Source organism: Bacillota bacterium, from assembly GCA_013178415.1.
GTDB lineage: Bacteria > Bacillota > SHA-98 > Ch115 > Ch115 > Ch115.
This window is the reverse complement of record JABLXA010000017.1, coordinates 88000-101467: the sequence shown is the minus strand read 5'-3', so window position 1 is coordinate 101467 and position 13468 is coordinate 88000. Positions and strand designations below refer to the sequence as shown.

Annotated in this window: 12 protein-coding genes; 11 read left to right on the top strand and 1 reads right to left on the bottom strand. The window is 51.1% G+C overall.

Annotated features, from left to right (window positions below; translation table 11 throughout):
• Positions 1-6 precede the first annotated feature (6 nt).
• The 10 genes from HPY52_12995 to HPY52_12950 all read left to right on the top strand — a co-directional run bounded on the left by HPY52_12995 (position 7) and on the right by HPY52_12950 (position 11696).
• Complete coding sequence (locus HPY52_12995; GenBank protein ID NPV81166.1) at positions 7-873, top strand: ABC transporter permease; 867 nt, start codon at positions 7-9, stop codon at positions 871-873.
• Positions 874-901: 28 nt separating this feature from the next.
• Positions 902-1915 (top strand): ABC transporter ATP-binding protein, encoded by a 1014-nt coding sequence (locus HPY52_12990; protein ID NPV81165.1) that lies wholly within the window; start codon positions 902-904, stop codon positions 1913-1915.
• Positions 1912-2901, top strand: a complete 990-nt coding sequence (locus tag HPY52_12985; protein ID NPV81164.1) for an ABC transporter ATP-binding protein — start codon at positions 1912-1914, stop codon at positions 2899-2901. The genes HPY52_12990 and HPY52_12985 overlap by 4 nt, the downstream gene beginning before the upstream one ends.
• The gene (locus tag HPY52_12980) at positions 2898-3092 is read left to right on the top strand and encodes a hypothetical protein (protein NPV81163.1); all 195 of its coding nucleotides are present in this window, start codon (positions 2898-2900) and stop codon (positions 3090-3092) included. The genes HPY52_12985 and HPY52_12980 overlap by 4 nt, the downstream gene beginning before the upstream one ends.
• A gap of 308 nt (positions 3093-3400) precedes the next feature.
• The gene (locus HPY52_12975; protein NPV81162.1) at positions 3401-4930 is read left to right on the top strand and encodes an ABC transporter substrate-binding protein; all 1530 of its coding nucleotides are present in this window, start codon (positions 3401-3403) and stop codon (positions 4928-4930) included.
• 563 nt (positions 4931-5493) lie between these two features.
• Complete coding sequence (xylB, locus tag HPY52_12970) at positions 5494-7107, top strand: xylulokinase (protein NPV81161.1); 1614 nt, start codon at positions 5494-5496, stop codon at positions 7105-7107.
• Positions 7108-7139: 32 nt separating this feature from the next.
• Positions 7140-8264 carry a class I mannose-6-phosphate isomerase gene (locus HPY52_12965; protein ID NPV81160.1) on the top strand — a complete coding sequence of 375 codons (1125 nt, stop codon included), beginning with the start codon at positions 7140-7142 and terminating at the stop codon, positions 8262-8264.
• Positions 8265-8284: 20 nt separating this feature from the next.
• Positions 8285-9514, top strand: coding sequence for an MFS transporter (locus tag HPY52_12960; GenBank protein ID NPV81159.1), 1230 nt, complete (start codon positions 8285-8287; stop codon positions 9512-9514).
• Positions 9515-9684: 170 nt separating this feature from the next.
• Positions 9685-10917 carry an SIS domain-containing protein gene (locus HPY52_12955; protein ID NPV81158.1) on the top strand — a complete coding sequence of 411 codons (1233 nt, stop codon included), beginning with the start codon at positions 9685-9687 and terminating at the stop codon, positions 10915-10917.
• A 56-nt stretch (positions 10918-10973) separates the two neighbouring features.
• On the top strand, positions 10974-11696 hold the full coding sequence (locus tag HPY52_12950; protein NPV81157.1) for a GntR family transcriptional regulator: 723 nt from the start codon (positions 10974-10976) through the stop codon (positions 11694-11696).
• A 386-nt stretch (positions 11697-12082) separates the two neighbouring features.
• On the opposite strand, the gene HPY52_12945 is transcribed toward HPY52_12950, so the two are convergent.
• Entirely contained in the window at positions 12083-12328 is a 246-nt protein-coding gene (locus HPY52_12945; GenBank protein ID NPV81156.1) for a hypothetical protein, read from the bottom strand.
• Between the two features lie 358 nt (positions 12329-12686).
• Here HPY52_12945 and HPY52_12940 point away from each other — a divergent pair, with 358 nt between their 5' ends.
• Positions 12687-13451: a DeoR/GlpR transcriptional regulator gene (locus HPY52_12940; GenBank protein NPV81155.1), complete on the top strand. Its 765-nt coding sequence runs from the start codon at positions 12687-12689 to the stop codon at positions 13449-13451.
• Positions 13452-13468 lie beyond the last annotated feature (17 nt).

Here is a 13468-nt window from a genome sequence, read left to right as displayed (position 1 = left end):
TCTTGGATAAAGGACCTGTTTGGCGGCATATTTCAAATATTGAAGCTGCTTTCGAGAAACCGGGTGGGATTCCTGGGATTTCTAATGGTCGTTTTCTTCATCCTTTTCAGTTATATAGGCCCTTATTTCATCCCACTGGACACATCGGCCGATATCGGGATGATATATCATCCGCCTTCCCTTGCTCACCCGCTCGGGACCGACCACCAGGGCAGGGACATCTTTTCTCAGATCGTTCATGGCGGGAGGGAGTTGCTCACCGTAGCTTTCATAGCAGCTGCCATATCTACCTTCATCGCCATCACATTTGGCTCGCTTACAGCATTTGCAGGGGGTCTATTTGATTCGCTCATTATGAGTGTGACAGACCTATTTCTTACCATACCTCGATTTCCGCTACTCTTGGTGCTGGCTGGCTTTATAAAGCTGAATAACCCAATATTCCTTTCGCTTCTCTTGGGGCTTCTAGCCTGGCCAACGCTCCTCAGAGCGGTTCGCGCCCAGGTTCTGTCCCTGAAACAGCGCGATTATGTAGAAGCTGCAAGGGCTCTAGATCTCGGGACCGCACATATACTATTTGCTGAAGTCCTTCCCAATATGATGACCTATATCATTATCAGTTTTACCCTGGCTGTAACATATGCCATTTATGACCAAGTCGGCCTTGTGCTCCTGGGCCTGGTGCCCCTCGCCACAAACAACTGGGGCGTGATGATCAATCTGGCCTGGGTGCGCGGAGCTATCTTCTTTAAGGATAGTCTGTGGTATATCTTGTCACCGGTTGCCATGATCGCGCTATTTCAGTTGTCGCTAGTTTCCCTCACCAGGTCCCTGGAGGAGGTATTCAATCCAAGGCTCAGAGGCAGCCATTGAGTTTTCTGCTCATGGAGAGGAGTTCGGGATGATGCCGGAAGAGACCATATTTGAAATCCAAGATTTGCAGGTAGAGTACACCTCGAGACGCGGAGCCGTGAAAGCCGTAAGAGGAGTGAGTTTCGAACTCAAGAAGGGCGAAACCCTCGCTATTATCGGAGAGAGCGGTTCAGGCAAGACGACCCTCGGGACAGCTCTTATAAGGTTGCTTCCTAAAGCCGCTCACATTAAAGGCGGCCGGGTCCTCTACCGGCGAGATTCTAAGAGCATTGATGTGCTTTCTCTTGATCCAGAAGAACTCAGAAGATTCCGCTGGAAAGAGTGCGCCATGGTATTTCAGTCGGCGCTCAATGCTTTCAACCCGGTACTTCGCATATCAGAACACTTCTATGATACTTCAAAGGCGCACGGGCTTTCCGACATGAGAGCTGTGAGGGGCCGCGCCATCGAGCTTCTTAAAATGGTGCAGCTCGACCCCCAGAGGGTGTTCAATGCGTATCCTCATGAATTGAGCGGTGGGATGAGGCAACGGGTACTGATCGCCATGAGCCTTTTGCTTGACCCGCAGATCCTCCTGCTTGATGAGCCAACAACCGCCCTGGACATTCTTACCCAAAGGGCCATCATCGACCTGCTCAGGCGGCTGAAGAGCGAGCTTGGGTTTTCCATGATTTTTATATCTCATGATCTCTCCCTCGCGGCAGAACTGGCGGATAGAGTAGCGACCATGTATGCCGGGAAGATCGTAGAGGTAGGCAATGTGGGCGACATCTTTTATCATCCGCATCATCCTTACACCATTGGCCTGATAAGAGCCGTCCCTACAGTGTCGGGCGGGTTCAAAGACATCTCCTCGATCCCTGGTTTTCCTCCGGACCTGGTAAACCTGCCTCAGGGATGCAAGTTTAGGGAGCGCTGTTCCATTGCGACAGAGAGATGTCAGGAAAAAGAGCCTGATCCTATAATGATCGACGGCAGGCATTACGTCACCTGCTTTGAATGGGAGCAAGCTGTAAGTGCCAGGGAGGCGTCGCACGCATGAATACACCTTTGATAGAAGTAGAGCACGTAAGCAAATATTTCAGGTGGCGGGGCCGGGAGGTACGCGCCGTCAATAACGTCTCTTTTTCGATTTCCGAGGGAGAGATCGTCTGTCTCGTAGGAGAGAGTGGGTGCGGCAAGACTACGACTGGTAAGATGACCGCTGGCCTTCTGCCGCCCAGTGCAGGGAGGTTGCTTTTTGAAGGCAAGGAAGTCTGGTCGATGAAAAAAGATGAATTCAGGAGATATCGTAAGTCGGTACAGATCATCCACCAGGACCCTTATGCTTCCCTAAATCCCGTTCATACGATTTATAGAATATTGAGCGCGCCGCTTCTTCGCCACCGGATCGTCAAGAACCATAAAGAAGCCCTCGCAGAGGTCCAGAGACTTCTCGAAACCGTAGGGCTTACTCCCCCTGAGGAATTTCTCAACAAATATCCCCATCAGCTCAGTGGGGGGCAACGACAGCGAGTGTCGGTGGCGAGGGCGCTCACCGTCCAGCCGCGATTTATAGTCGCTGATGAGGCTGTTTCAATGGTAGATGTCTCCATAAGAGTAAGTTTGCTCAACCTGCTCACGCAGTTAAAGCGTGAGATGGGAGTCACCTTCCTTTTCATTACACATGATCTGGCCCTGGCCAAGTATTTTGCCTGGGAGGGCAGGATTGGCGTGATGTACCTGGGCCAGCTGGTCGAAATAGCCACTACGCCCGATTTAATTGAAAAGCCGCTGCATCCCTATACCTCCGCTCTCATCTCTGCGATTCCTGAAGCAGATCCGGAAATGACTCGCAGCAAACAGCGGGTAGAGCTTCGAAGTTTAGATATCCCAAGTCTCTTGAATCTTCCACCGGGTTGTACATTCCACCCAAGGTGCCCTTATTATGAGGAAGGCTTGTGCAATACCAAAGAACCAGAGTTGGTCGAAATTGAGGACGGACACCAGGTATCATGTCACATGGCAATCAGGGGGCGGGTCTCATGAGCCCCGAAATGGGGAGACTCGCATTTAGAATAGCTTTTTATGTCACATTTGTCTCACTCTTGCTTCTGCCGTTCCAGAGGAGAAGCACTCCCGAGTTTGGGGTGACGCTGCTCACGGTGATAATCGGTGCCTTGTTTCTCACTGTTGTAGTGATCATGGTAAGGCGCAGTGGAGGTGGTGGCGTGAGATAAGTTGATAATTGACCGGTAGATGTGCGCGAGAGTGGGGAAATTGGAGAGGGGTAAGGGAGATCAGAGTCAGGAGCGGAATTTTAGAATTTTGAATGAGGAGGCAGTGAAATATGAGGTGCAAGTATTTGTTCGTGACCCTCATTTTGGTGAGCCTGTTCGCTATGAGCCTGGTTTCTGTGGCATTTGCCAGCGGGCAGTTCAACGGAGCCATGCCATACCTTCTTCCCCCGGTAGGTCATTACAACACATATGTGATTAACAACCTTTCCCTCGGGATCTATTATGACTTGATGGAAGAACCCCTGGCGATGTACAAATGGGCTGATGGGACGTGGGTGCCCATATTGGCCACATCATGGAAACTGATTCCTCCAGACAAATTTGAGGTGAAACTGCGCCAAGGGGTAAAATTCAATGATGGGAGCGAGTTCACTTCTAAGGATGTTGCAACGACCTTTAATGTTGGTTACCTCATGAACTGGGTTGTGTGGAAATATCTTGATAGAATTGAAACTCCCGACAAATATACGGTTGTTTTTCATATGAAGACCCCAACCAGCACAATTGTAAGATATGTTCTGCGCACCCAGATCCGCGCGCATTCAGTCTATGGCCAATATGCGGAGAAGGCCATGAAGCTCAAAGCGGCTGGCAAGGATCAAGATTCGGAAGAAGTTAAGGCCCTACGCATGGAGTTTGAGCAGTTCCGGCCTGAGCGTATGGTGGGCACAGGGCCATATGAGATTGATAGGAACAGCATTACTGAGGCTCAATTGACTCTCAAGAAGGTTAATACTTCATGGGCTGCATCTAAGGTCAAATTCGATAAGATTCTCCTGTATAATGGTGAGACACCTGTCGTCACGCCTCTTTGCCTTGCAAAGCAGGTTGATTATGCGACACATGGTTTCCCGCCGGCCACTGAAAAGGCATTTATCTCCGCCGGCATAAGGATCTTGAGGCCACCGCTTTATTCCGGCCCGGCGCTAGTATTCAATAATGATATCTACCCGCTGAATCGGAAAGAAGTCCGGCAGGCTATCGCTTATGTCATCAACCGCGACGAGAATGCCATGGTTTCCCTTGGGAACTCGGCTCGCAGGCAGAAGTATATGACAGGATTCAGTGACAATCTGGCGCCGCTCTGGATCTCCAAAGAAGATCTGGCCAAATTGAATGAATATCCGTATGACCCCGCGAAGGCTGAAAAGCTCCTCACGAGCATAGGTTTCAAGAAAGGCAAGGATGGGGTCTGGGTCACCGATAAGGGCGAGCGGATGGAGTTTGAGCTCCGGGTTCCTGCCGAATATGCAGACTGGGCCGCCGCGGCGGAGAATGCGGCCCAACAGATGACGCGATTTGGCATCAAGACAACTGTCCGCGGAATAACATACAGCCAGCATTCAATCGATGTATACAATCAGAGATTCCAGATTGCCATAATGGGCTGGGGTGCCGCCAACCCGCATCCGCACTTCTCATATGTAGCCGACCTATTCGCCTATAACTATGTTCAGGCTCCGGGACCCGGGATGAACTTCCCAATGGTGCAGGAAACCTCGCTTGGCAAGGTCGATCTCGAGGAGCTGACTATTGAGTGCGCCAAGGGCCTTGACGAGGCTAAGCAGAAGGCCATGGTGACAAAGATCGCGAAGGTCTTCAACGAACTCTTGCCGATCGTGCCACTCTGGGAGCGCTATGGCAACAACCCGGCCCTCGATAAAGTCAGAGTTACAGGCTGGCCCGGCGATGAGGATCCTATTTACCGGAACAGTGCCTATGCAGACTCCTTCGTGGTGCTGATGATTCGTGATGGTAGGCTCAAGCCGGCTCAATAATGCTATGGAAGTCGCGAATTGCAACCTGGCGCTGGCAGACCGAATTTCGTTAACCGAACGTTTTTAGATTTGTTATCTGAGTGACATCGGTATCAATATGCTTAGCCTGCATCTGGGATTCCTTCATTTGGGGCCTTCCAGGTGCAGGCTATTTATTTGGGATAATTGGTTTATAACGCGGCGGCAATTTGTTCGCAATGGATATCATACAGTCTCTTCACCACTGGTTATTGTCACGGGATGACGATCTATTTGCCATTCCAACCATCATATGGTGACAGTTTGTTCGCAGGGGATGATTGTCACGGGATGACGATCTATCTGCGATGATGACCGTCATATGGTGATAGTCTATTCGCCACGGGTGATTGTCATGGGATGACCATCTATGTGCTATGCTAACCGTCATGCGATGACGGCTTATTGGCCGTGGATGTTGGACGCCTTGCGTATTAGGCGCAACTTTTCGGTTTGGCTTGTATGCATATATCCTCAGATTGGCAGGTATAGGGCTAAGTATGGCAAATTTAATTCTCTGGAGGTGTGTATGAGGGAAAATGCAAATGCAATACTTGCTCGGCATTGACATAGGAACTTCAAGCGCGCGGACTATTTTGATAGATACAGATGGGAATATCCTTGGCCTGGCAAGCAAGGAATATCCCATATCGATCCCAATGCCGGACTGGGCCGAGCAGGATCCTGAAACCTGGTGGGATGCAGCAAAGGATACTATAAGGCAGGTGCTGTCCAAGTCAGGCGTTGATTCCCGAAGTATAAAGGGTATCGGGCTCTCTGGCCAGATGCATGGCACGGTGTTTGTCGATCGGGAGGGGAATTGCCTCCGGCCAGCCATTATATGGCCTGATAAAAGAAGTGCTCGTGAATGCCAGGAGCTTGCCGATGCGGTGGGCCCGAAGCGATTGTATGAGATCTCCGGGCTTCCCGTCGCGACGGGATTTATGGCGACATCGCTCCTATGGGTCAAGCATAATGAGCCAGATATCCTCAGGAAAACCTCAAAACTCCTTCTCCCCAAGGATTATGTTCGACTCAGACTTACAGGGAAGGTAGCCACAGACCTGACAGATGCCACAGGCACGCTTCTCTTAGACATTACGAAAAGAGCATGGTCTGGGGAGGTCGTAAAGGCGGTTGGGATTCCGCCAGATATCCTGCCAAATCTCCTGGAGTCCTCTGCTATAGCAGGTGAGATAACTTCGCAAGCGGCGAAGGAGACAGGGCTTGCCATGGGGACTCCAGTCATAGCTGGAGGCGGAGATCAGGCCATGGGCGCCATCGGGAGCGGAGTCATAAAGGATGGGATCGCAGCTTCAACAATTGGAACTGGAGGCCAATTGATTACCTGCGTATCCAGGCCGGTTCTCGACCCGAAGCGGCGGCTGCATACCTTATGCCACGCGGTTCCCGGGAAATGGCTCCTGATGGGCGCCATATTGGCGGCGGGACTCTCTCTGAGGTGGTTCAGAGATAAGTTTGGCTATGCGGAAAAACTAGCAGGCGAGCTTACCGGCATTGACCCGTATGAGATTCTCTCCAGGGAAGCGGCAAAGGTCCCGGCGGGTTCTGATGGCCTGATATTCCTGCCGTACCTGTCCGGCGAGCGCACGCCCCATATGGACCCCCAGGCTCGTGGCGCATTCGTTGGGCTTACACTCCGGCATGGCAGGGGACACATGATCCGCGCCATCATGGAAGGTGTGAGCTTTGCCATGAAGGAATCGCTGGAGATATTTAGGGAGCTTGGCGTGTCGGTTGACAAAATCCTATGCTCGGGTGGCGGAGCCAGGAGCCGATTATGGCGGCAGATACAAGCGGATATCTATGACATGCCAGTTACCATCGTAGGTAATGAGGAACATTCTGTCTATGGATGCGCCCTTCTTGCAGGTGTGGGCGCGGGTATATACCGCGACATCGAAGAGGCATGCGATGGGAGGGTGCAATACACAGACACCGTCCGGCCTCAGGATGAATGGACTCAGGCAAATCAAGTTCAGATGGTACAATCTCAAAGGGAGCCGTCTCCTGTAGAGCAGCCCCATGTAGAGGATCCTTGGGCGCTGTCTGCCAATGCGTGCGCTCGATATCGAGCGCTTTTCGAGGTATATAGGAGTCTCTATCCGCGGTTAAGGGATATATTTCCGGAACTGTAGATGGCGGAATTATCTTAACAGACGCTTATCAGATGGAGGAGAAGTATGTGACAGGAAATGATCTTATTCTTTTTAGCAGGCGCCCCATGGTGCTCAGCAGCCCCAGAGTCTGGCGCTCATATACTGGCGGGATGAAAATCGAGGAGTGGCAGGGACTTCCGGACCCACGGGACGGCGAGTTCCCGGAGGTATGGGTGGCGTCAATTGTAACGGCGCGTAACCCAGGTCGGGAACATATCGTAGAAGGGCTTAGCATGGTTGATTTGGGCCGCCGGTCCGCTACATTGAAAGAGATGATCGAATCAGATCCTGTGGCTTTTCTTGGAGAAGAACATGTGAAGAAGTATGGGGCCAACACGGCAGTGCTCGCCAAGGTGCTGGATTCCAAGAGCCGGTTGCCGATTCAGGTACATCCAGACAGGGAGTTCGCGCGCAACGTGCTCGCCTCCCAGTTTGGAAAGACCGAGGCCTGGTATGTGCTGGGCGGAAGGCAGGTAGATGGAGAAGACCCATATCTCCTGTTCGGGTTCAAGCCTGGAATGACCCGAGAAAAGTGGAAAGAGCTATTTGAGAAACAAGATATCCATGGTATGATTAACAGCCTGCATCGTTTCCCAGTAGTACCCGGCCAGGTGCTGCTTATCGAGGGAGGGATGCCGCATGCCATCGGTCCGGGGTGTTTCCTCATCGAGATCCAGGAGCCGACAGACTACACCATCAGGGTCGAACGGAAGATGTTAAATGGCCGTCCTATCGCTGAATCCTATTATCATCAAGGTGTCGGCTTTGAAAAGATGTTTGACTGCTTCCATTATGATTCCTATTCTTATGAGGAGACCTTGAAACGATGGCGGCTTCAGCCCAGGACGATCCGCGAGGAGACAGGCGGGTCGGAATACGAGTTGATAGGGTATGCCGACACAGACAAATTCCGTCTCACAAAGCTGGAGATCAGCGATTCTCTTGAACTTCAAGCCGATGGATGCTTTTCAACCCTCATAGTGCTCTCTGGTTCCGGGAGAATCATAGTAGATGGCCAGGAGACTGAGCTAAGAAAAGCAGGGTTGATCTTCCTCCCTGCCAGCCTTCGCAGTTTCCGCATTCAAGCCACGCCAGGCGAGGAACTGGCTATAGTGAGGTGTCATCCGCCGGAATGAAGTATTTGGGAGATAAGATGATGAAGATCAAGATGGGATTTGGCTCTATTCCCCCTTCTGTTTGGGCGGTTTATGCAATCCAGATGGTTTTCGCGGCGGCTTCGAATGTCATAGGTACCATATTGCCTAATCTTGTCGATGGGTTCAACCTCACCCTTAGCCAGGTAGGGGTGATCAGCGCCGTTCAAAGCCTCACAGGTCCGCCTATAATCTTTCTGGCGGGGTTTATGTCGGATCATCTGGGACCCGTCAGGGTCTTACTGATAGGCCTTATACTGCTGATCGCCTGCCCTTTATTTATGGCGGCGGCCTCTTCATACATCCTCCTTGTGGTCAGTATAGCTGTCTTGGGCATTGCTTTTGGATTCATCGATCCCATGACAAATGCAGTTTTAGTCGAAGGCGGAGGCCGGGAAAAGGGGAAATATTTGAGCCTGCTCCATGCAGCCTATGGTCTTGGGGCTGCCATCTTCCCTGTGCTCATAGCTTTTGCCCTCGCGAAGGGAATGAGTTGGCGGTTCTCGCTTCTTGCCTTAGCTTCCCTGGTGTTTGGCGTTACCGTCGTCTTCTTTCGATGCCGGGTGCAAGAGAAACCCGGCCAGGGAATAGGTGGTGCCGCTCAGGGGAATTCTCTTTCTTCTCACAGCGATCATCCAACGACGTGGACATTTGATCTCCTGATACCTACTATAGCGATGTTCTTTTATTCCGGTGTATACCGCAACCTGGCTGTTTGGATGGTAATGTATTTCAAAGATATACTGGGAGCCACCCAGGTGATTGGATCTCTAGCCTTATTTACGCTTTTTGGCGCTATTGTGATAGGACGATTGATCTCCGCCAAGATGAGCGATTCGAAAGATAATCTCCTGCTCCTTACTGTATATATGACGGGTGCTGCAGCGGCGCTAACGCCTATAGCCTGGATCCGCTCTCAGTTCATGGGGTTTATCGCAATAGCAGGCTTTGGCCTGGCCAGCGCCGGGATATTCCCCGTTATCACATCCTATGCCACAGGTCTCTTCCCTGCCAGAAGTGGAATGGTCACCGGCTTCATCTATGGGTCAGCTTCAGCTGGAGCTGTGGCGCTGCCATGGCTTATGGGAATAGTGGCAGATAATTTCGGCCTCAGATCTGGCATGCTCATGAACGCGATATCGATGGCCATTGCTGGTTTCTTGCTCGTTGTAGCATTTTCCCGAAGAATGGTAAGGCAGCGAAGGCCAAAATCAGTATCCATACGATTCTGAATGAGATTTATGACTCTTGCAGTAAAAGAAGGAGTTTTTCAGGAAATGTAGAATCATATCTAATGAACGGTTGTACGGACAACAGTGTTATGATCAGTTTGTGTTTTCCATCCTCATATTCACTAGTATATATGCCCATGCGATGCGATAGCGGGAGAATAGGGTTGCGTATGGCGGAGGTGCGTTACATGACTGGCCAGCTTCAAGCACTATTGACGATGTCCCCTCAAGAGAAAGCCCAGAGAGGTTTGCTCTTTACTCCGAAGGAGATTGCCCAACAGCCCGGTCTTTGGATGGAGACATCAAGGCTCCTGAAAGATAAATCGGAGGAGATACGAGCCTTTCTGAGTGATATCATCTCAGTTAGCCGAGCTATAGATGGTCCAAAGGTAACTTTTGTCCTCTCCGGAGCAGGAAGCTCGGAATTTGCAGGACGGGCGGTCGAGCGATTTTTCAAGATGGCATTTTCCCCATTCGGTGTGGATACAAGATCCGTTCCCAGCACTGATATTGTCACGGATCCAAGCTGGTCTCTCCCTTTAGGGGACATCATCTTGGTGTCTTTTGCAAGGTCAGGTGATAGTCCTGAGAGTGTTGCGGCATACAAGGCATGTAAGAAGGCAAGGCAGGGCATGCGTGCCATGACGATTACCTGCAATCCGAAGGGACGTCTGGCCAGGCTCGCCGAGGGTGACAGCGGGCATATGGTGTTGACATTGCCTGAGCTGACTAATGACCAGGGGCTGGCGATGACCAGTTCTTTCTCCAGTATGGTGGTCGCGGCTCAGCAATTTGCATATCTGGCTACGGGCAACCCGGAGGGGTACCCGGGCATGCTGGATACTATCTCAAGGTCAATTGAGAGGGATATTGAGATTCTGGCCGGGTATGCTTCTGATTTGGCTCAAAGGGGCTTAAGAAGGGCGGTATTCATTGGGGATGGAGATCTATACGGGATTGCGCTTGAGTGCAGTCTCAAACTGCAGGAGATGAGCAGTGGGAAGACCATATGCAAAGCCGAAACTACGCTTGGATTGCGACATGGGCCAATGGCGGTGATAGACGACGAGACCCTCGTGGTCTATTTGACTTCAAACAGTTCGTATCTGAGGAATTATCAACTGGATCTTATGTCAGAGATCAAGATGAAGGGTTTGGGTGGCAGGAGGGTGGCGCTGTGCGGCGAGAACTGGTCCGAGCGGTTATCTCAGGTCTGTGATATAGTGATAGATTTGCAGACCCCAGATATCACGGACAGTGTCCAAGGTCTGGGATATGTGGTCTTCGGTCAGCTTCTGGGATTGTTTGCCTCTATCAACCTGGGACTTAGGCCGGATAACCCGAGTGAGGATGGCGTTATCAGCAGAGTAGTTCAAGGTGTGAAGATATATGAGACCGACTGACGAGTTGCCTGGTTTACGAATGGATTTCACCATATTTAGTAACTGAAGGTGTTATTATGATTGACCCCAGCAGCATCATACCATTATACCATCAGCTGAAAGAAATTCTCAGAGAAAAGGTTGAATCCGGGGAATGGAGGCCTCATCAGTTGATCCCTTCAGAGCCGCGCCTTGCCATGGAGTATGGTGTAAGCAGGGCCACCGCCCGGCGCGCCATCGAGGATCTGACGAGAGAAGGGCTATTCTATCGGAAGCAAGGTAAGGGAACATTTGTAAATTCTCCTAAAATAGAGCAAGGTCTGGAGCGGTTTTATAGCTTCAGCAAGGACATGGAGACGAAAGGGCTGAATCCCGGGACTGAAGTGCTGCACCTCAAGGAAGTGGCGCCCAATGCCAAAATAAGAACTCAGCTCCAATTGAGTGAAGGCGCTAATGTGTTTGAGATTCAGAGGCTGAGATTGGTCAAAAGCGAGCCAGTGATTCTTGAGACTTCATGGTTGCCAGCGGACCTGTTCCCGGGTCTGACGCTTGAGGCGTTGGAAAAAAACTCGCTCTATGACCTGATGGAAAAGATATATGGGATCCGGCCTGTCAGGGCCGAGGAATATTTTGAGCCAGTGTGCGTTGACGATTATGAGTCTGAGATGTTAGGAGTCAAGGAAGGATCACCGGCGCTGCTTCTTCATAGGATTGCTTACAGCGAATCAGGACGCCCCGTAGAGGTATGCAAAGGCATTGTCAGAGGTGACAAATGCCGTTATTATGTAAAGCTAACCTAGAGATGCTCTCAATTGGCGCTGAGTGAATGGAGTAGATGGCGCTGTTAAGCAGTCCCGATCTGTGGGCCCGGCCGTCTTCAACTGAGGATGTCCCGGAAGACATAAAAGCTGAGATAGAGGCCCGTTATGCTAGATTGGCTAACCAACTCATGTAAGGGATTGACCGGCCTTTCAGAAGCTCTGAATGAGATGGTGGAATATGTGGAGATGCTGAGGTATGGATTGCACAGGCGGGAATGGTGAGATTGACCAAGGGTATGGCATAGTCCATTCCGCAATCTCACCATTCAAGGTATTTTGTCGGCCATTCATGTCGCGCGGGCCACGCTAGATCTTCCGACATTGTCGCGCAGGTCGCACTGGATCTCCGGGCCATGCCGCGCGGGTTACATCAACTCCCTGAGCCGCTTATGCTGCTTCTGAAGCTCTGGGAGGCGGTCAGGGTCAACTAGTCCTTTCGCTCGCTCGACGATCGCGTCTAACGCCTCTTTCTTACTTCCGAATTTGCCGTCCGCGTGAGCCGCGTCTACGGCCTGGCGGAGCGCAGTCTCGACACTCTGTCCAATCTTGAGCGATGTCTTGAACATATCATCATACTTCTTGAGGGGATCGCGGGAAAAAAGCTTCAACATCTCTCGTCACTCCTCTTTCTCGGTGCACAGGCATCTGTAGGGCCAGTAGCGCCATATAGGCCTGTCCCTCACGATAATACCCAAAAATATTTCGCCAGGAGTCGGGATATTCCTTTCAAGATTCCCTTCTATAATCGACCATTTCTTCTATGTCCGCCCGCCTGCTCCAGAGTTTCCTATCTCAGGTTGAAATTCTTCCTCACCAACGGGCCTATACTAGCAGGATTTCGGAAGGATACGTCGAAGCAGATAAATGTTCAAAAAGAATATATTAGAACATAAACAGAACAGCGTTTCCTCGAAAAACTGTTTGAATAAGACAGAAACTGAAATGTCACAGAACAGCGGGGGAGGTTTCATGCGTACGGTGGAGCGCCATGAGCGCATCATAGAAATCCTGAGGACCACAGGAAGGGTGGAGGTCAGTTCCCTCAGCAAAACCCTTGGCTTGTCCGAAATGACCATACGACGAGACCTGAAGGCCCTGGAGGAATCAGGACAGCTTACACGTGTCCATGGCGGAGCCGTGGCGTGTGATGGCACGATAATTGACCTGCCATTGGAGATACGCAAAATAGAAAACCTGAGCGAAAAGATCAAAATGGCAGCTGCGGCGACGGAGTTGATTCAGAACCATGAAGCTATTGCCCTGGATGCTAGCACCAGCGCCCTGGAACTTGCCAAAAGATTAAAGGGATTTTCCGGTCTTACCGTTGTAACTAACAATCTCATGATTGCCCTGGAGCTAGGGAGGCGGACCGGAGTGTCTACCCATTTGACCGGCGGTAATATCAGGTCGAGGGCCATGTCCCTGGTGGGGCCTGCAGCTGTCAAATCACTTCTCGCTTATCGGGTGAACAAGGCATTTATCTCTGCAAATGCGTTCTCTTGTGAAAACGGCCTTACTGATGCTTCTCCGGAAGAAACAGAGATGAAGAAGGCCATGATGGATATAGCGCAGCAGGTGATCGCGCTGGTAGACCCAAGCAAATTTGGTCGGGTAGCCTTCATGCAGGTCTGCCCTATCGAAAGAATCGATGTTTTGATCACCACAGCGGGCGCGCCAGAGGAGGAGGTAGAGAGGTTACAGGAAGTTGGAGTCAAGGTAATCATTGCACCATAGAAATGAGACGTCATCAA